Source organism: Streptomyces sp. NPDC097981, assembly GCF_040302565.1.
Classification (GTDB): Bacteria; Actinomycetota; Actinomycetes; order Streptomycetales; family Streptomycetaceae; genus Streptomyces.
This window is the reverse complement of the sequence record NZ_JBEORW010000003.1, coordinates 69815-87804: the sequence shown is the minus strand read 5'-3', so window position 1 is coordinate 87804 and position 17990 is coordinate 69815. Positions and strand designations below refer to the sequence as shown.

Below are 17990 nucleotides of genomic sequence, written 5' to 3'. Positions count from 1 at the left end.
GCGCAAGGGCCGCCGGAGGAGGAAAGAACGGGATGCTGCGACTGGGCAGGCGCGAGTTCGACACCCACGAGCCGGTGATCATGGCCATCGTGAACCGGACTCCGGACTCCTTCTACGACCAGGGCGCGACGTTCCGCGACGAGCCCGCGCTGGACAGGGTCGAGCAGGCGGTCGCCGAGGGCGCCGCGATCATCGACATCGGCGGGGTCAAGGCGGGCCCGGGCGAGCACGTGGACGCGGTCGAGGAGGCCCGGCGCACGGTCGGCTTCGTGGCCGAGGTACGGCGCCGCCACCCGGACGTGGTGATCAGCGTCGACACCTGGCGGCACGAGGTCGGCGAGGCGGTCTGCGAGGCCGGGGCCGACCTGCTCAACGACGCCTGGGGCGGCGTCGACCCGAAGCTGGCGGAGGTCGCGGCACGGCACGGCGCCGGCCTGGTCTGCACCCACGCGGGCGGGGTCGAGCCCCGCACCCGGCCGCACCGGACGTCGTACGACGACGTGATGGCGGACATCCTGCGGGTCACGGTGGGGCTGGCCGAGCGCGCGGCCGCGCTGGGGGTCCGCCGGGACGCGATCATGATCGACCCGGGCCACGACTTCGGGAAGAACACCCGCCACTCGCTGGAGGCCACCCGCCGCCTCGGGGAGATGACCGACACCGGCTGGCCGGTGCTGGTCTCCCTGTCCAACAAGGACTTCGTCGGCGAGACCCTTGACAAGCCGGTCAAGGAGCGCCTGTTGGGCACCCTGGCCACGACGGCCGTCTCGGCCTGGCTGGGCGCCCAGGTCTACCGCGTCCACGAGGTCGCGGAGACCCGGCAGATCCTGGAGATGGTCCGCTCCATCCAGGGCCACCGCCCACCGGCCGTCGCCCGCCGCGGACTGGCCTGACCGGTACGTGCGCGGGCCCCCGGCGGTCGTCCGCCGGGGGCCCGCGCAGCGGCTGCTACTTGCCGACTTCCTTGGTCACCAGGGCGATCGCCTCGTCGACGTCGTCCGTGACGTGGAAGAGGTAGAGGTCGCGCTCCGAGGCCTTGCCCTGCGCGATCACCGTGTTCTTCAGCCACTCGACCAGGCCGGACCAGTACTCCGATCCGAACAGCACGATCGGGAACCGGGTGATCTTCTGGGTCTGGACCAGGGTCAGGGCCTCGAACAGCTCGTCCAGCGTGCCGAGTCCGCCCGGCAGGACCACGAAGCCCTGGCTGTACTTCACGAACATCGTCTTGCGGACGAAGAAGTACCGGAAGTTCAGCCCGAGATCCACGTGCTGGTTGAGCCCCTGCTCGAAGGGCAGCTCGATGCCCAGGCCCACGGAGATCCCGTTGGCCTCCCGGGCGCCCTTGTTGGCCGCCTCCATCGCGCCCGGGCCGCCGCCCGTGATCACCGCGAAGCCCGCCTCGACGAGTGCGCTGCCGATCCTCACGCCGGCCTCGTACTCCGGGGAGCCGACGGGCGTACGGGCGGAGCCGAACACGCTGATCGCCGGCGGCAGCTCCGCCAGCGTGCCGAAGCCCTCGATGAACTCCGACTGGATGCGCAGGACCCGCCAGGGATCGGTGTGCACCCACTCGGAAGGCCCGGCCGAATCCAGCAGCCGCTGGTCCGTCGTACTGCCCGCCTGCACCTGGCTCCGCCTGCGCAGCACCGGCCCGAGCTGCTGCTCCTCGGGCCGACGACGAGCGGTGCCTTCGGGGTTGCCCATGATGTGCTCCCTCCTGCTGATCGTTGGATCAGGGTAGGCGCACAAAGGTGACGAGAAGCGGAATTCAGGAGGTCAGCCAGGCGCGGAGTCGTTCCTCGCAGTGGAGGATCGCCTTCGTCTCCACCCGCTCGTCCACCTTGTGGGCCAGCAGGGCGTCGCCCGGGCCGTAGTTCACCGCCGGAACGCCGAGGGCGCTGAAGCGGGACACGTCCGTCCAGCCGAACTTCGGCATGGCGCGCCCGCCGACCGCCTCCATGAAGGCCGCCGCCGCGGGGTGGGAGAGGCCGGGGAGGGCGCCGCCCGAGAAGTCGTCGATGACGAACTCCTCGACGCCGCAGTCCGCGAAGACCTCCCGGACGTGGGCGATCGCGTCGTCCATGCTGCGGTCCGGAGCGAAGCGGAAGTTCACCGTCACCGTGCACGCGTCGGGGATGACGTTGTTGGCGACACCGCCCTCGATGCGGACCGCGTTGAGGCCCTCGTGGTACTCCAGGCCGTCGATGACGGGCTTGCGGGGCTCGTACGCCGCGAGTTTGGCGAGAATCGGGCTCGCCGCGTGGATGGCGTTGGATCCCATCCAGCTGCGCGCGGAGTGGGCGCGTTCGCCGGAGGTGCGGAGCAGGACGCGCAGGGTGCCCTGGCAGCCGCCCTCGACCTCGGCGTTCGACGGCTCCAGCAGGACGGCGAAGTCGCCGGTCAGCCAGTCGGGGTGGGCCTCGGCAACCTTGCCCAGGCCGTTGAGGTCGGCGGCGACCTCCTCCTGGTCGTAGAAGACGAACGTGAGGTCGCGGTTGGGCTCGGGCACGGTCGCGGCGATGCGCAGCTGTACGGCGACGCCGGATTTCATGTCGGTCGTTCCGCAGCCCCACAGGACGTCGTTCTCGTCCAGGCGGGACGGGACGTTGTCGGCGATCGGCACGGTGTCGAGGTGGCCGGCGAGCACGACGCGCTCGGCCCTGCCGAGGTTCGTACGGGCCACGACGTTGTTGCCGTACCGGTCGACCGTGAGGTGCGGGAGAGCGCGCAGGGCGTGTTCCACCAGGTCGGCGAGGACCTTTTCGTCGCCGCTCACGGACGGGATGTCGACGAGCCGGGCGGTCAGCTCGGCTGCGTCGAGGGTGAGGTCCAGCTCGGATTCGGACATGGCTCCGACCCTAACGCCCCGGGCTGCGACGAAGCTCCCACGTCCGGCCGGTGGACGCGCCGCATGGCTCAAGTACGGTGGGCGCGTGTCCCAGAGCGATCACCCCCGCCCTCGCCGCCGCCGGCCGCTGCTCAAAGTCGCCGGTGCATTCGTGCTGCTCGCGCTGATCGGCTACTTCGCCGTGCAGTACGACTCGACGAACGGCGGTGGCGGCGCCCCGCACTGCACGGCCAATGCGCGCCCGGGCTCGGGCGGGGTCGACATGACCCCGGAGCAGGCGGCCAACGCGGCGACGATAGCCGCGGTCGGCGTGGCCAAGGGCCTGCCGGACCGAGCCGTGACCATCGCGCTGGCGACCGCGATGCAGGAGTCGGCGCTGCGCAACCTCGACCACGGCGACCGGGATTCGCTCGGCCTGTTCCAGCAGCGGCCCTCGCAGGGCTGGGGCACCCCGCAGCAGATCAAGGACCCGGTGTACTCGGCCGGGATCTTCTACGACCGCCTGGTCGCGATCAAGGGGTACTCGCGGCTCCCGCTGACGGAGGCCGCGCAGCAGGTGCAGCTCAGCGGCTTCCCCCAGGCGTACGCGAAGCACGAGCCGGACGCGACCGTCGTGACGGCGGCCTTCGCCGGTGACGGCGAGCTGACGTGCGGCGGGCCCGCGCCCACCGCGCCGGGCGACTCGGAGAAGGTGCGCACGGAGCTCACCCGGATCTTCGCCAAGGACAAGCTGCACGCGGCCGCTCCGGCGAGGCCGGGCCCGGCTCAGGCCGCGGGTCCGGCGGGCAAGCAGGTCAAGGAGGCCGAAGTGGCCTTCGTGGAGAAGCGGGACGGGGGCGCGCCCGCGGCGCGCGGCAGCAAGGCGATGGCGGGCTGGGCGGTGGCCAACTCCCGCGGGATGGGCATCGCCCGGGTCTCGTACGGCCCGGCGGGCTGGATCGCCGGCGAGGCCAAGGGCAAGTGGCAGCAGAAGGGCGGCCGGGACGCGAAGTCCGGCGCCGTCGATCCCCACGGCGCGCAGCCGGGCGAGGTACGGATCTTCGTGGCCCGCTGACCCTGCGTCCACGCGCGGGGCGGGGCGGGGCGGCCGTCCGCCGACACGCCGTCCGTGCGGGGTGGCCGCCTGTACGAGGCGTCCCCCGTCCGGGGGTGACCTGCGGGCGGCCCGGGCCGCCTCCCCGAGGACGAAGGCCCTGGTCGGCGCGCATTCAATGGGCTTGTCGCGGAAGCCGATTAAACGATGCGTTACCGATCCTTTACCCGGTCTCTCCGCAACTCCACCCGCCCCCCGAGCGGTTGTACACGGCGTACTCAGCCGCTACCGCTTAGGAGCATCATGTCCCTCCCCCTGACCCGCCGGATCGCCCGTACCGCGCTGCTGCTCGCAGCCGGGGCAGCTCCCGTGGTCGGTGCGGCCGGCGCGGCCAGCGCCGCGGGCCTGGAGCCTGTTTCACAGCTGGGCCAGCTGGGCGCCCTCACCAGCCCGGACGCCGCGGGTTCCGCCGTCGGCACTGGTGAGGCCGCTGCCACCACCGTGACGGAGACCGCCGCGGGCACCGCCGCCAAGGCCGTTCCCGGCGCCCCCGCCGAGGTCGCCGACACCGCGGGCGCCCTGATCGGCGGGCTGCCGGCCAAGGGTCTGCCGGGCGGCGCGGTGCCGACCGGCAACCTGACCGGCGCGGTTCCCGCCCAGGGGCTGCCGCTGGGCGGCCTCCCCCTGGGCGGCTGACCCGCCGGAAGCAGGAACACCGAGGGGCCGGGAGCGCGAACTCCCGGCCCCTCGGGCCGTCTGCGGGGTACGGGGTGCGGGGACCCGATCAGGCGAGGCGCTTGACCGCCGCTTCGACGCGCTCGTCCGTGGCCGTGAAGGCCACCCGGACGAACCGCGCGCCCGCCTCGCCGTAGAAGTCGCCCGGTGCGACCAGGATGCCCAGCTCCGCGAGGTGGGCGACCGTGTCCCAGCAGCGCTCGTCCCGGGTCACCCACAGGTACAGGCTGGCCTCGCTGTGCTCGACCCGGAACCCGTGCGCCTCCAGGGCCGCCCGCAGCGCCTCGCGCCGCGCGGCGTAGCGCCCGCGCTGCTCCTCGACGTGCGCGTCGTCGCCGAGAGCGGCGACCGTGGCCGCCTGGACCGGCGCCGGGGTCATCATGCCGCCGTGCTTGCGGATCTCCAGCAGCTCGCCGAGGACGTCGGCGTCACCGGCGATGAACGCGGCCCGGTAGCCCGCCAGGTTGGACCGCTTGGACAGGGAGTGGACGGCGACGATGCCCTCGTACGAGCCGCCGCAGACGTCGTCGTGCAGGACGGAGACGGGCTCGGCCTCCCAGCCGAGCTCCAGGTAGCACTCGTCGCTGAACAGCAGGATCCCGTGCTCGCGCGCCCAGGCAACGATCCGGATCAGGTCTTCCTTCGGGATGACCTTTCCGGTGGGGTTGGACGGGGAGTTGAGCCACAGCAGCTTCACGCCTGCCGGGTCGAGGTCCGTGGGGTCGTCGTAGACCACCGGCTCGGCCCCGCACAGCCGTGCGCCGACCTCGTACGTCGGGTAGGCGAGCCGGGGGTAGGCGACCTTGTCCCCGGCACCCAGGCCCAGCTGGGTCGGCAGCCAGGCCACCAGCTCCTTCGACCCGACGACCGGCAGGACGTTGCGGTGTCCGGCGGCACTCGCGCCCAGACGGCCCTTCAGCCAGCCGGTGATCGCGTCGCGCAGCGCGACGGTGCCCCACACCGTGGGGTAGCCCGGGGAGTCGGCGGCCGCGACGAGGGCGTTCTGGATCAGCTGCGGGACCGGGTCCACGGGCGTGCCGACCGACAGGTCGACGATGCCGTCGGGGTGGGCCGCCGCCGTCTTCTTGTACGGCTCCAGCTTGTCCCAGGGGAAGGCGGGAAGACGTGCGGATACTGCGGCCACGGTGGTCTCTGCTCTCTGCTGGTGCTGGACGTGCTGGACGTACCGGTGGTGCGGGCAAATGACTCGGTCCCGCGCGGCACGGGGGCCGTACGGGACCGGGTCACACGCTCCGCCGTGTGTGGCGGTGGCCGTCAGTGGCCCTCGCCCATGGGCGGGAGCGCGGCGATGAAGGGGTGATCGCGCTCGATCAGGCCCAGCTTGGAAGCACCACCGGGCGAACCGAGCTCGTCGAAGAACTCGACGTTCGCCTTGTAATACTCCTTCCACTCTTCCGGAGTGTCGTCCTCGTAGAAGATGGCCTCGACCGGGCAGACCGGCTCACACGCACCACAGTCGACGCACTCGTCCGGGTGGATGTACAAGGACCGCTGGCCCTCGTAGATGCAGTCGACGGGGCACTCTTCGATGCATGCCTTGTCCTTGACGTCGACACAAGGCTCCGCGATGACGTAGGTCACGCTCTCGTTCCTCCTCGGTAGGGCTTTCCATATCGCGCGGGAGCGCGGCGTCGTCGATGCCCACGCCTAGTATCTCCGTTCCCGGGCACGATCCGAACAGGAGGGGCGGACAGAGCTGTGGAAATCACTGCCGGTGGGCTGCTGGAGATCCGTATTACCCCGGCTGACGTGGGAAAACGAGTCTCTGTACGGCGGGTGGAGAGAGGGTCGAGCGGGGCGCCGTCGTTCACTGACACGGTAGGCGTTCTCACATCCTGGGACCAGGGTGTGCTGACGATCACACGAAAGAGCGGCGAGATCGTCCACATCACGGAATCGACGCTGGTGGCGGGCAAGACCGTACCCCCGGCACCGGCCCGGCGGCGGGGCCCCGCGGCCTCTTTCGAGGAGCTGGCGCGGGCCGGGGCGCGGGCCTGGCAGCCGCTGGAGAGCGAGCCGCTGGGCGAGTGGACGCTGCGGGCGGCCGGCGGCTTCACCCGGCGGGCCAACTCCGTGCTACCGCTCGGCGACCCGGGGGTCCCTCTGGAGGAAGCACTCGCGCGAGTGACGTCCTGGTACGCGGAACGTGAACTTCCGGCGTATGTGCAGACGGCGACGGGGGCGGCCGGCACCCAGGAGCTGCTGGGCGCGGAGCTTGAGCGCCGCGGCTGGGTGAACGAGGTGTCGGCGGAGGTCCGGATCGCGGCGCTTGCGCCGATCGGGGACGTGGACGCCCCCGCCGCCGCCTCCGAGGTACGGCTGACCCGCGCGCCGGACGAGGAGTGGCTCGGGCGGTACGGGCGGGTCAAGGACCCCGAGGTGGCCCGGCAGGTCCTGGTCGCCGGGCCGTCGGTGTGGTTCGCGACGCTGCCGGGGCGGGCGATCGGGCGGCTGGTGGTGGACGGCCGGTGGGCCGGCTTCGCGGCGGTCGAGGTCGACCCGGCGCACCGGCGCGCGGGCCTGGGCACGGCGGTGATGGCGGTACTGGCCCGGCAGGCGCTGGACGAGGGCGCGTCGGCGGCGTGGCTCCAGGTGGAGGCGGAGAACACGGGGGCGCGGGCGCTGTACGACGGCCTGGGCTTCGCGACGCACCACGCGTACCACCACTTCAGGGCTGCGCGATGAGCGCGCAGTCCCGGGCGCGGTTCGCGGAGGAGGCCCGCTCGGAGCGCCCCGACCTGGCGCTGCTGTGCCTGCTCCTCGCCGCGGAGGCGGACCCGGAGCTGGACGAGCGGGCCATGGACTGGGCACAGATCGAGCTGGACCGGCTGGCCGGGATGCTGCCGTACGGGCTGCGCGGCGGCAAGGCGTGGGCCTCTGCGGTGACGGAGCTGCTGGGCGGCCGGATGGGCTTCCACGGCACGCCGGCGGACTACGACCGGTTGTCGTCCTCGCTGCTGCACGAGGTGCTGCGGCGGCGCCGGGGCCTGCCGATCCTGCTGTCCGTCGTCTGGCTGGAGGTCGCCCGGCGGGCGGGCGCGCCGGTGTACGGGCTGGGGCTGCCCGGGCACTTCGTGATCGGGTTCGGGGATCCGGACGAGGGGCTGGTGGTGGACCCGTTCGCCGGCGGCGCCTCGCTGGGCGCGGGTCCTGCCGAGCTGGCCGCCGAGCCGCGTACGCCCGCCCGGACGCTGGACATCGTCCTGCGGATCCTGAACAACATCAGGGCGTGGGCCTCGGCCCGTCCCGAGCAGTCGGGGGTGGCACTGTGGGCGCTGGACCTGTCGCTGCTCCTGCCCTCGCACCCGGCGTCGCTGCGGTACGAGCGGGCGCGGCTGCTGGTGGAGCGCGGGGAGTTCACGGCGGGGGCGGTGGAGCTGGAGGCGTACGCGGAGGTGGTGGCGGCGGTGGACGCGGACACGGCGGCCCGCATCCGGGGCGAGGCCGTGTCGGCCCGCGCGCTGCTGAACTGACCCGGCCCCCGGCGCCGGCTTCCGTTCGGCCGGGCGGGCGGGCCGGAGGCGGACGGGCCGGGGCCCTAGAGCCAGCCCTTCTCTCGGGCCGTCCGGACCGCTTCCGCGCGGTTGCGCGACGCCAGCTTCTGGATCGCCGTCGAGAGGTAGTTGCGGACCGTGCCCTGGGACAGGTTCAGCCGGGCCGCCAGTTCGGCGTTGGTCGCCCCGTCCTCGGCCGCCCGCAGGACCTCCCGTTCCCGGTCGGTCAGCGGGTTCGCGCCCTCCGCCAGGGCCGCCGCCGCCAGGGTGGGGTCGATGACGCGCTCGCCGGCCAGGACCTTGCGCACCGCATCCGCCAGCTGCGCCGCCGGGGCGTCCTTGACCAGGAACGCCGAGGCCCCCGCCTCCATCGCGCCGCGCAGGTAGCCGGGGCGGCCGAAGGTGGTCAGGACGACGATCTTGAGGGCCGGGACGGCGGTCCGCAGGGCCGCCGCCGCCTCGATGCCCGTCATGCCCGGCATCTCGATGTCGAGCAGCGCGACGTTCACGTCGTGCGCCCGGGCAGCCGTCACCACCTCGTCGCCGCGCGCGACTTGGGCCAGCACCTCGATGTCCGGCTCCAGTCCGAGCAGGGCCGCGAGGGCTTCCCGGACCATGGACTGGTCCTCCGCCAGGAGGATCCGGATGGGGCGTGCGCTCATGATCCCGATCCTAGGGGGATGCGGGCCAGCAGACGGAAGCCCTTCTTTCCGGCCGGGCCGGCCGACAGCGTGCCGCCCACCGCCTCCAGGCGCTCCGTCAGCCCTGTCAGGCCGTTGCCCGCCACCGCGGAGCCGCCCGCACCGTCGTCCGAGACGGACAGCTCCACCACAGGTCCGGCCAGGGTCTGGAGGGTTTCCAGCCGGACCGTGCACCGCTGCGCCCCGCTGTGCCGGACCACGTTCGTCACCGCCTCCCGCAACGACCAGGCCAGCGCCGATTCCACCTCCTCGGGCAGGTGGTCCTCCACCGGCTCCGCCGGGAGGCCCGCCTGTACGCCCGCCGCCGTCAGCGCGGTGCGGGCGCCCGCCAGCTCGCCCGGCAGGGTCGGCCGCCGGTAGCCGCTCACGGCCTCCCGTACGTCGACCAGCGCCTGCCGGCTGACCTGTTCGATGTCGGCCACCTGCCGGGCCGCCTGCTCGGGGCTGTCCGGCAGCATCCGGCCCGCCAGCTCGCTCTTGAGCGTGATCAGGGACAGCGAGTGGCCGAGCAGGTCGTGCAGGTCCCGGGCCATCCGCAGGCGCTCCTCGTTCGCCGCGAGCTGCGCCACCGTGGCCCGCGCCTCGCGGAGTTCTATCGTCGTGCGGACCATCGCGCGGATGCCGACCATCGCGAATCCGCCCATCAGGGCCGGGATCAGCAGCCCGGCCATGTATTCGTCGCCGCCCGGCACCGCGAGGGCCGTCACCGCGAGCAGGGCGGTGGCACCTGGCACCGTGAAGCGGGAGATCTCCCCCGGCAGCGCGGCGCCGGAGGAGATGGACACGTACACGAAGAGGACGAGCCATTCGCGGCCCAGGCTCAGCGACAGGACCGTGGCCTGCGCCGAGAGGACCGCCACCGAGAGCAGCACGTACCGCATCTCGGTCTGGCGGGCGGTGCGGAAGACCAGGGCCAGGTACCAGGCGACGAAGACCACGAGGCCGAAGCCGCCGAGCAGCCGGGCCCCGAGGCTGTGTCCGCCGCGGACCAGGTCGGTGACGGGGGCGCTGAGGTAGAACAGCCAGAGGCCGATCCACAGCGACTTCACGATCTTCTGCCGGCGGTTCTCGGGGCGGGCCCCGATCCGGGGCCCGCCCTTCATCCCCGTCATTCCGGTCTCGGTGACCGGCCCCATCGCACCACCCACGCTCGTCACACCCGTCACGCCTTCAGCGAGTCCTTGCGGTACAGCCAGGCGGCGGCACCGGTGAACAGTACGAAGTAGACCGTCAGGATCGCCACGTCCTTCAGGTGGGGTGCGCCTCCGAGCTCGATGGCCTGGCCGAGGCCCGCGTACGCCCGGGTCGGCAGCCACTCGGAGATGTTCTGCAGCCACTGCGGGAAGTTGGCGGTCGGCATCCACAGGCCGCCGAGGATCGAGAGGCCGAAGTAGAACAGCATCGTGATCGGGCGGACGGTGTCCCCGCTCGCGAGGTAGCCGATCGCCACGCCGAGGGCGGCGAAGACCAGGCTGCCGACCCAGATGGAGCCGATCAGGGCGAGCCACTGCCACGCTTCGAACCGGACGCCCTTGACGCCCGCCGCGACGGCGAACACGACGATGATGGCGGGCAGGGAGAGCACGCCCGCGCTGGCCGTCTTCCCCAGGACGTAGCCGCGGCCGGGCAGGGCGGTCAGCCGGAGCTGGCGCACCCAGCCCTTCTCGCGCTCCTTCGCGATGCGCTCGCTGTTGCCCATCAGGACGGCGGTCAGGGCGCCGAAGGAGGCCATCGAGACCATGTAGAAGGCGGGCATGGTCAGTTCGGTACCCATGACCTTGGTCGTGCCGTCCAGGGTGCCGCCGAGCATCAGGTACAGCGCGGCCGGGTAGAGGACGGTGAAGAATATGTACTTCTTGTTGCGCAGGGCGCGGCTGATTTCGAGCTTCACGAGCTGGTTCATGATGCGTTGGCCTCCTCGGCCTCGGTGAGGGCGATGAAGGCCTGCTCCAGGCCCAGCCCGGCGACTTCCAGGTTCCGGGGGTAGAGCCCCAGCGCGTAGACGGCGTGGACGGTGGCGTCGGCGTCGCGCGACTGGAGCCGGACCGTGTCGCCGTGGCGCTCATAGGCCGTCAGGTGCGGCAGGGCGCGCAGCGCGGCCTCGTCCACCGGGGCGTCCGCGGCCAGGTCGAAGGCGATCCGGCGGGCGCCGGCCTTCGCCTTGATCTCGGCGGCGGTGCCGTCGGCGAGGAGCCGGCCCTTGTTCAGGACCAGGACCCGGTCGGCGATCGCATCGGCCTCTTCCAGGTAGTGCGTGGCGAAGAGGACCGTGCGGCCCTGGGAGGCCTGCTCGCGCATCGTGGCCCAGAAGGCCTGGCGGGAGGTGACGTCCATGCCGGTGGTCGGCTCGTCGAGGACAATCAGGTCGTTGCGGCCGGCCGTCGCGAGGGCGAAGCGGACGCGCTGCTCCTGGCCGCCGGAGAGCTTGTTGACCATGCGGTCGGCGATCTCGCCGATCCCGGCACGGCTGAGCACCTCGTCCACCGGGTAGGGGCGGGGGTGCAGGGAGCAGCCGAGGGCGACGACCTCCCGTACGGTCACGTCCTCCATCAGGCCGCCGCTCTGGAGCATGGCGCCGACCCGGCCGGCCGCGATGGCCTCGCGCGGGGTGGTGCCGAAGAGCCGGACGGTGCCGGAGTCGGCGGGGCGCAGGCCCAGCAGCAGGTCGAGGGTGGAGGACTTGCCGGCGCCGTTGGGGCCGAGCAGTGCGACGGTCTCGCCGGGGTGGAGTTCGAGGGAGAGGCCGTCGACCGCGCGGACCGCGCCGTAGTTCTTGGACACGTGTCGGAAGGACACCACGGGCCCGGCATCCGGTCCGGTGTCCTGAGCGGCGGTGGTGTGCGCCGAGGTCGTCGTCGTCATGACCGAAGATTCCCCCGTACGGGGGTGCGCGCGGCAGTGTCTGCGGTCGTGACTGGCGGATGACAGATGTCATGCGGCCGGTGTGACGGCCGGGCGGGCGGGGCCCGGCGGCGGGCAGCGCGGAGCCCCCGTCCGATGGCCGGACGGGGGCTCCGCGGAGGACCTGGCCGCTAGCTGGCGTTGGTGTCGATCGTGCCGGTCCGCTCGGCCGGGGTCTTGCCGCGCAGCGCCTTGCCGAGCGCGCCGGCCACGTCCTGCGGGGTGACCGCGGTCTTCTCGCCCGTGCCGCGCATGATCAGGACGCCGTCGAAGCTGTTCCCGTACGTCGCCTTGAGCGCCTCCAGGTCGTACTTCTCGACCAGGTGTCCGTCCACGACCTGCATGCTGAGGATCTTGGGGAGGGACTTGGGGCCGAAGGCCAGGGACTTGGCGCCCGCCTTGACCGTGGCGTTGCCGGACATCGCGGGCTCGGCGAACTCCTTCATGGCCCGGTTCAGTTCGGCCTGGTCGATGACCGGGTTCTTGGTGGTGACCGGGAGTTCGACCGGGGCTGTCTTGCCGGTGGCGACCATGTCGCGGAAGGCCTTGGTGACCAGGGCCGCCGAGGCGTCCGGGTCCAGGGTGGATCCGGCCTTGCCGGGGACGGCCACGGCCTTGCCCGTGTCGAACTTGATGGTGCCCTCGGTGGCGGTGCCGGCGGTTCCGGCCAGCTCCTGGAGCGCGACCTGGAGCTTCTCCTCGTCGACCGGCATCACGGGGTCGGCGATGCGCTCGTTGCCGAGGAGCGAGCCGATGACCGTGACGGGGTTGTAGTCGCTGCCCGTCGCGTTGCGGACGGTGGTCTGGGCGTCCAGGCTCAGACCGGCCTTCTCGGGCTTGAGCTCGACCTGCTTGCCGCCGACGGTCAGCGTCAGCGGGGAGGCGGCGCGGTTGCCGAAGGCCGTCTGGAGCTTGCCGACGGCCTCGTCGCGGCTGCCGCTGATGTCGACGCCGAGGACGGTGGTGCCCTTGGGGACGTCGGAGTGGTTGAGGAGCAGCCCGGCGCCGTAGGCCACGCCGAGCAGGGCGATGACGCCGCCGCCGAGCAGGACCAGCCGGGAGCGACCCTTCTTGATCTTGGTCGGGGTCGCGGAGGCCGTCTTCGGGCGCGCGGGGGCGGCCGGTGCCGGGGCGGGGACCGGGGTCGGGGTCGGCCCCGGGGCCGGGAACGGGTCGTCCAGCTCGGGTCCGGGCCAGCGGGGCGCCTCCTCGCCGTGCGGGGCGCCGAGGGGGACGCTGCCGAGCGCGGGGCCGCCGGTGGGGCCCGCCGGGGCGCCGGGGCCGCCGGGGCGCCCAGGGCCTCCCGGGGCGCCGAAAGCGGGGAACGCCTCGGTGGAGGGTCCGCCGTCGGCGTCGCCGTAGCCGGGCAGGCCCGGGGTGGTGCCGACGCCGGGGCCGCCGGGCCGCCGGGGGGCGACGGGTACGTCGGGGCCGGGACCGCCCGGGCCGAAGCCGGGGCCGGCCGGAGCGGGCGCCGGGGCGAAGCCGTGGGCGGGCGTGTCGAAGGCGGGGCCGGCCGGGGCGCCGGGTCGCGGACCGGCGGAGCCCGGGGCGAAGCCCGCCGCGCGGGCGCCCGGGACACCCGGACCGGGCGGCGCCGGCGTACGGGTCGGCAGCGCCGGGGCAGGACCGGCCGGCGTACGGGTGGGCAGCGCGGGCGCGGGGCCCGACGCGGCCGGGGTACGGGTCGGCAGCGCCGGGGTGGGTGCCGGGGCGGGCGCGGGGACGGACGACTTGCGGGGTGCGAACCAGTTGTTGGCCGGCTCCTCCGGCTCGGCTGCGGGCGCGGGCTCCGGCGCGGCCGGCTCCGTCTCGGCCGCGGCCTCGGCCTCCGGCTCGGCGGCGGCGGCCGCCACCGGCTTGCGTACGACCACCGGAGGGATCGGCCGCGAACCCGGGATGTTGATCCGGATCCGGGTCGTCAGGGTGGTCTCGGTCTTCGGCCCGTCGGTGTCGGGCGTGGACGGGTTCGAGGTCACAGGGTTCTCCTCCGAGGCAGTCGCCGCGCCAGGCCCAGGCACAGGCAAGGACGGGTACTGGCCGGTTCCGTACGGCGTCGTACCCGAGGGGTAAGCGGCTCCACCGCGCCCCTGGGGCCCGGAGGACGAACTGTCGGTTTCACGACTCAAGGCAGGTTCTCCCGGTTGGCTCCGCCGCCCGTCATACCGTGCGCGGGCAGCTCGGCGGCCCGACCACCATACTGGCCGCCGCCCTCGCGCAACTGTCCTGGCGGAATCAGGGGTTCCCCTTTCACCTGCCCTGCCCCCCTTCGTGCACCCTTCACACCCCGGCCCAACCCCCTTGAACTCGCACCTCGACCGAGTTCAACGGCGCGTCACTTGCCGGACTGCGCGGCCGAAACCTCTTCCCCGAACGGGCCCCGCAGCGTGGCGCACATCACAGCCAGTACGGTCCCGCCCAAAAGGTAGGCGTACATGCCGATTCCGGACGAACCGAGCAGGAAGTCCCCCTCGGGGCGCGGAGCGCTGAGCACCACGTACGCGAGGAACCAGCCGCCCGCGCCGGCGCCCACCCCGAGCCCGGTCCCGACGGCGATCCGGCCGCCCAGGAACAGCCCGAGGAGCGCCAGCAGTCCCAGCAGCACGCCGGCGGGGAACCACAGGCCGACGACGATCCAGCCGGCCGCGCCGGTCAGCAGCCCGGCGGCCAACAGGCCGAACAGGACGGCGATCCGAGCGGGGGTCGCGGTCCAGGTCATGCCCGCACCCCCGCGAAGAGGTCCTGCTCGCGCTCGCCCGCCAGGACGCCCGGCTCACCCGCGACCAGTTCGTAGTACTCACGGGTGAACAGCGGCTGCGCGAGGTCGTTGGAGAGCGCGAAGAAGGAGCCCTCCACGGCGATCTGGGTGGCGTGGGCGCGCATCGCGGCCGCCTTGGCCGCGGCGAAGGCCTCGTCGGCCGCGATCTCGGCGGTGATCCGCCCGTCCTCGACGACACCGGGTACGTCGTCGGGCGAAGCCACCCCCGGGAAGGGCGTTGCGGTTCCGGCCGCCTTCAGCCGGACGAAGCCCTCCTCGACCACCGAGCGCGGGACCCGGTTCCAGTAGATCTTCCGGATCGCCCACGCGTCGCCGAGGTCCCGGCGGTACGTGGGCTCCGCGGCCAGCTCCGCGCCGCGCATGGCGACCCGGTGGGCCTGGATGTGGTCCGGGTGCCCGTAGCCGCCGTCGGGGTCGTAGGTGACGAGCACCTGCGGACGCACCTCGCGGATGACCTCGACGAGGTGGGCGGCGGCCTCGTCCACGTCGGCCGACCAGAAGGACCCGGGCCGGCGGTTCTGCTCGGCACCCATCATCCCGGAGTCCCGGAAGCGGCCGGGGCCGCCGAGGAACCGGTGGTCGGTGACGCCGAGTTCGGCCATGGCGGCGGCGAGCTCGCCGATACGGTGGGCGCCGAGGGTGTCGTCGCGGTCGGGCGCCAAGTGGGCGAGCCCGGGCGGGATGACCTCGCCTTCCTCGCCGAGGGTGCAGGTCACGAGCGTGACGTGGGCACCCTCGGCCGCGTACTTGGCCATGGTGACGCCGTTGTTGATCGACTCGTCGTCCGGGTGCGCGTGCACGAGGAGCAGCCGACGGGCGGGAAGACCGTTCATGAGGCCAAGCCTACGATCAAGCAGTGGGCGGCCTACAGCTTGAGGCCACTGATCATGCTGGCCACGTTCGTGGTCAGCTGGCTGAGGGTCGGCGCGATGGTCGAACTCGCCAGATAGAAACCGAGGAGCACACAGACAGCGGCGTGTCCCGCCTTCAGGCCCGACCGGCGGACCAGCAGGAAGACGACGATCGCCAGCAGCACCACGGCCGAGATCGAGAGTGCCACGGCGTTTCACCTCCACGTCGAGCGGACATCGGTACGCGTACTCGTACTCAGTGCTCGGCGGAGTCATACCCACCGTGCGCTACGGATCATAACTATCCGTACCAGCGCATCGATCGAATTCCGGCAGCACGAGGGGCGCACGCCGCGCATGCGCAGGGTCACGGGGGAGGCCGGCCGGGGAGTCTGTACGCCTCCCCGGCCGGCTGTCGGCACCCGCACGGCCGCACCGGACCCAGCCTGCACGCCCCAGATCTCGGGACAGAAACGGTCAAGTTGCCTGCACGTAAACCGCGTTGGCCGGAAGGCGGCCCTGACGGAGCGAATCCGCGCGGGGTGGCCGGATTTCGCCCCTCGCACCACGCCGGTCACTCCTCTGCCGGCGGGACCGGCGGGGTCGGCGGGGAAGGGGGCGGGGGAAGGCCGTCGGGGGGCGGGACCACCTGTTTCTCCGCCGCGAAGTGGCAGGCCGAGGGATGCGCCGCCGGTCCGGAGCGGAAGGCCTCCGGGACGGCCAGCAGCGGGACCTCGTCGGTGCAGCGCTGCTGCGCCTTCCAGCAGCGGGTGCGGAAGGGGCAGCCCGACGGCGGGTTGGCGGGGGACGGTACGTCGCCGGTCAGGATGATCCGCTCGCGGCCCTCGCGGGCCTGCGGGTCCGGGACGGGCACGGCCGACAGCAGCGCCTGGGTGTAGGGGTGGGTCGGGTGGTCGTAGATCTGGGTGTCGCTGCCGGTCTCCACCACCCGGCCGAGGTACATCACGCCGACCCGGTCGGAGATGTGCCGGACGATCGAGAGGTCGTGCGCGATGAAGACGTAGGAGAGGTCGAACTCGTCCTGGAGCCGCTCCAGAAGGTTGACGACCTGTGCCTGGACCGAGACGTCGAGCGCGGACACCGGCTCGTCCGCCACGATGATCTCCGGCTGGAGGGCGAGGCCGCGGGCGATGCCGATGCGCTGGCGCTGGCCGCCGGAGAACTGGTGCGGGTACCGGTTGATGTACTCGGGATTGAGCCCGACCACGTCGAGGAGTTCCCGGACCTTGCGGCGCCGGTCGCCCTTCGGGGCCACCTCGGGGTGGATGTCGAAGGGCTCCCCGATGATGTCGCCGACCGTCATGCGCGGGTTCAGCGAGGTGTACGGGTCCTGGAACACCATCTGGATGTTGCGGCGTACGGCCTTGAGGGCCTTGCCGGACAGCCTGGTGATGTCCTCGCCCTTGTACGAGATCGCGCCGGCCGTCGGGCGTTCCAGGTTGACCAGCATCTTGGCGACGGTGGACTTGCCGCAGCCGGACTCGCCGACGATGCCCAGGGTTTCGCCGCGGGCGAGGCCGAACGAGACCCCGTCGACCGCCTTGACCGCGCCGACCTGCTTCTTGAACAGGATGCCCTGGGTCAGCGGGTAGTGCTTGACCAGGTCCCTGACCTCCAGGATGGTCTCAGCCACCGAGGCACTCCTTCCAGAAGAAGCACGCGCTCGCGCGGTCCGGGCCGGCCTCCGCCAGCGGCGGGACGTCGGTGCGGCAGACCGACTGCGCCATCGGGCAGCGCGGGTTGAAGGCACAGCCGGCCGGGATGGCCAGCAGGTTCGGCGGCAGGCCCTTGATCGCGTACAGCTCCTGGCCCTTCTGGTCGAGGCGCGGGATGGAGTCGAGCAGTCCCCTCGTGTACGGGTGCGCGGGCGCGGCATAGATCTCGTGGACGGGGGCCGCCTCGACGATCCGGCCCGCGTACATGACGGCGATCTTGTCGGCGACGTCCGCGACCACGCCGAGGTCGTGGGTGATGAGGATGAGCCCCATGTTGAGCTCGCGCTGGAGCTCCGCCAGCAGGTCCATCACCTGGGCCTGGACGGTGACGTCCAGCGCGGTCGTCGGCTCGTCCGCGATGATCAGGGAGGGCTCCAGGGCCAGCGCCATCGCGATCATGATGCGCTGGCGCATGCCGCCCGAGAACTGGTGCGGGTAGTCCCCCACCCGTTCCTTCGCCCCGGGGATCTTCACCCGGTCCATCAGCTCGACGGCCTTGGCCTTGGCGGCCTTGCGGGACATCCCGCGGTGGACCTCGTACATCTCGCCCAGCTGGTCGCCCACGCTCAGCACCGGGTTGAGGGAGGACAGGGCGTCCTGGAAGATCATCGCCATGTCGGCGCCGCGGATCCTGCGCCGCTCGTCCTCCTTCATCTTCAGCAGGTTCCTGCCCTTGAACAGGATCTCGCCGCCCGCGATCCGGCCCGGCGGCACGTCCAGGATGCCCATCACGGCCTGGGCGGTCACCGACTTGCCCGAGCCGGACTCGCCGAGCACGGCGAGCGTCTCGCCCTCGTCCACCGAGTAGTTGACGCCGTTGACGGCCTTGGCGACTCCGTCCCGCGTACGGAACTCCACATGGAGGTCGCGGACTTCGAGCAGCATGGT

The 17990-nt window shown here is 72.6% G+C and carries 19 protein-coding genes; 5 read left to right on the top strand and 14 right to left on the bottom strand.

Going from position 1 to position 17990, the window contains the following annotated elements; genetic code table 11:
• Positions 1-32 precede the first annotated feature (32 nt).
• Positions 33-893: a dihydropteroate synthase gene (gene folP / locus ABTY04_RS03695; RefSeq protein ID WP_352211667.1), complete on the top strand. Its 861-nt coding sequence runs from the start codon at positions 33-35 to the stop codon at positions 891-893.
• A gap of 55 nt (positions 894-948) precedes the next feature.
• On the opposite strand, the gene ABTY04_RS03690 is transcribed toward folP, so the two are convergent.
• Together ABTY04_RS03690 and dapE are read right to left on the bottom strand one after the other, a co-directional pair.
• On the bottom strand, positions 949-1707 hold the full coding sequence (locus tag ABTY04_RS03690) for an LOG family protein (protein WP_352211666.1): 759 nt from the start codon (positions 1705-1707) through the stop codon (positions 949-951).
• 64 nt (positions 1708-1771) lie between these two features.
• The gene (dapE, locus tag ABTY04_RS03685; RefSeq protein WP_352211665.1) at positions 1772-2851 is read right to left on the bottom strand and encodes a succinyl-diaminopimelate desuccinylase; all 1080 of its coding nucleotides are present in this window, start codon (positions 2849-2851) and stop codon (positions 1772-1774) included.
• An 85-nt stretch (positions 2852-2936) separates the two neighbouring features.
• Here dapE and ABTY04_RS03680 point away from each other — a divergent pair, with 85 nt between their 5' ends.
• Together ABTY04_RS03680 and ABTY04_RS03675 are read left to right on the top strand one after the other, a co-directional pair.
• Positions 2937-3905: a hypothetical protein gene (locus tag ABTY04_RS03680; RefSeq protein WP_352211664.1), complete on the top strand. Its 969-nt coding sequence runs from the start codon at positions 2937-2939 to the stop codon at positions 3903-3905.
• 282 nt (positions 3906-4187) lie between these two features.
• Positions 4188-4580 carry an ATP-binding protein gene (locus ABTY04_RS03675; RefSeq protein WP_352211663.1) on the top strand — a complete coding sequence of 131 codons (393 nt, stop codon included), beginning with the start codon at positions 4188-4190 and terminating at the stop codon, positions 4578-4580.
• A gap of 88 nt (positions 4581-4668) precedes the next feature.
• Here the strand turns inward: ABTY04_RS03675 and dapC are convergent, their stop codons facing one another.
• Together dapC and fdxA are read right to left on the bottom strand one after the other, a co-directional pair.
• Positions 4669-5763, bottom strand: a complete 1095-nt coding sequence (dapC, locus tag ABTY04_RS03670) for a succinyldiaminopimelate transaminase (RefSeq protein WP_352211662.1) — start codon at positions 5761-5763, stop codon at positions 4669-4671.
• Positions 5764-5894: 131 nt separating this feature from the next.
• The gene (fdxA, locus tag ABTY04_RS03665) at positions 5895-6221 is read right to left on the bottom strand and encodes a ferredoxin (RefSeq protein ID WP_114054017.1); all 327 of its coding nucleotides are present in this window, start codon (positions 6219-6221) and stop codon (positions 5895-5897) included.
• Positions 6222-6338: 117 nt separating this feature from the next.
• Between fdxA and ABTY04_RS03660 the strand changes: the two genes are divergently transcribed.
• Together ABTY04_RS03660 and ABTY04_RS03655 are read left to right on the top strand one after the other, a co-directional pair.
• Complete coding sequence (locus tag ABTY04_RS03660; RefSeq protein WP_352211661.1) at positions 6339-7325, top strand: GNAT family N-acetyltransferase; 987 nt, start codon at positions 6339-6341, stop codon at positions 7323-7325.
• Positions 7322-8113: a transglutaminase-like domain-containing protein gene (locus ABTY04_RS03655; protein ID WP_352211660.1), complete on the top strand. Its 792-nt coding sequence runs from the start codon at positions 7322-7324 to the stop codon at positions 8111-8113. Before ABTY04_RS03660 ends, ABTY04_RS03655 begins: the two co-directional genes overlap by 4 nt.
• A gap of 65 nt (positions 8114-8178) precedes the next feature.
• Here ABTY04_RS03655 and ABTY04_RS03650 read toward each other — a convergent pair whose 3' ends face one another.
• The 10 genes from ABTY04_RS03650 to ABTY04_RS03605 form a co-directional block, all read right to left on the bottom strand.
• A complete protein-coding gene (locus tag ABTY04_RS03650; protein ID WP_352211659.1) occupies positions 8179-8796 on the bottom strand; it encodes a response regulator in 618 nt (205 codons plus the stop codon).
• Complete coding sequence (locus ABTY04_RS03645; RefSeq protein ID WP_502996556.1) at positions 8793-9947, bottom strand: sensor histidine kinase; 1155 nt, start codon at positions 9945-9947, stop codon at positions 8793-8795. Before ABTY04_RS03645 ends, ABTY04_RS03650 begins: the two co-directional genes overlap by 4 nt.
• Before the next feature lie 50 nt (positions 9948-9997).
• Positions 9998-10738, bottom strand: coding sequence for an ABC transporter permease (locus ABTY04_RS03640; protein ID WP_352211658.1), 741 nt, complete (start codon positions 10736-10738; stop codon positions 9998-10000).
• On the bottom strand, positions 10735-11697 hold the full coding sequence (locus tag ABTY04_RS03635; RefSeq protein ID WP_352211657.1) for an ABC transporter ATP-binding protein: 963 nt from the start codon (positions 11695-11697) through the stop codon (positions 10735-10737). Before ABTY04_RS03635 ends, ABTY04_RS03640 begins: the two co-directional genes overlap by 4 nt.
• 170 nt (positions 11698-11867) lie before the next feature.
• Positions 11868-13865: a peptidoglycan binding domain-containing protein gene (locus ABTY04_RS03630; RefSeq protein ID WP_502996548.1), complete on the bottom strand. Its 1998-nt coding sequence runs from the start codon at positions 13863-13865 to the stop codon at positions 11868-11870.
• 206 nt (positions 13866-14071) lie between these two features.
• Positions 14072-14455, bottom strand: a complete 384-nt coding sequence (locus ABTY04_RS03625) for a DUF6113 family protein (RefSeq protein ID WP_352211655.1) — start codon at positions 14453-14455, stop codon at positions 14072-14074.
• Positions 14452-15348 carry an N-acetyl-1-D-myo-inositol-2-amino-2-deoxy-alpha-D-glucopyranoside deacetylase gene (gene mshB, locus ABTY04_RS03620; protein ID WP_352211654.1) on the bottom strand — a complete coding sequence of 299 codons (897 nt, stop codon included), beginning with the start codon at positions 15346-15348 and terminating at the stop codon, positions 14452-14454. Before mshB ends, ABTY04_RS03625 begins: the two co-directional genes overlap by 4 nt.
• A gap of 32 nt (positions 15349-15380) precedes the next feature.
• Positions 15381-15575: a hypothetical protein gene (locus ABTY04_RS03615; protein WP_030153401.1), complete on the bottom strand. Its 195-nt coding sequence runs from the start codon at positions 15573-15575 to the stop codon at positions 15381-15383.
• Positions 15576-15940: 365 nt separating this feature from the next.
• The gene (locus ABTY04_RS03610; protein WP_352211653.1) at positions 15941-17020 is read right to left on the bottom strand and encodes an ABC transporter ATP-binding protein; all 1080 of its coding nucleotides are present in this window, start codon (positions 17018-17020) and stop codon (positions 15941-15943) included.
• Complete coding sequence (locus ABTY04_RS03605) at positions 17013-17987, bottom strand: ABC transporter ATP-binding protein (RefSeq protein ID WP_352211652.1); 975 nt, start codon at positions 17985-17987, stop codon at positions 17013-17015. Before ABTY04_RS03605 ends, ABTY04_RS03610 begins: the two co-directional genes overlap by 8 nt.
• Positions 17988-17990: the final 3 nt, after the last annotated feature.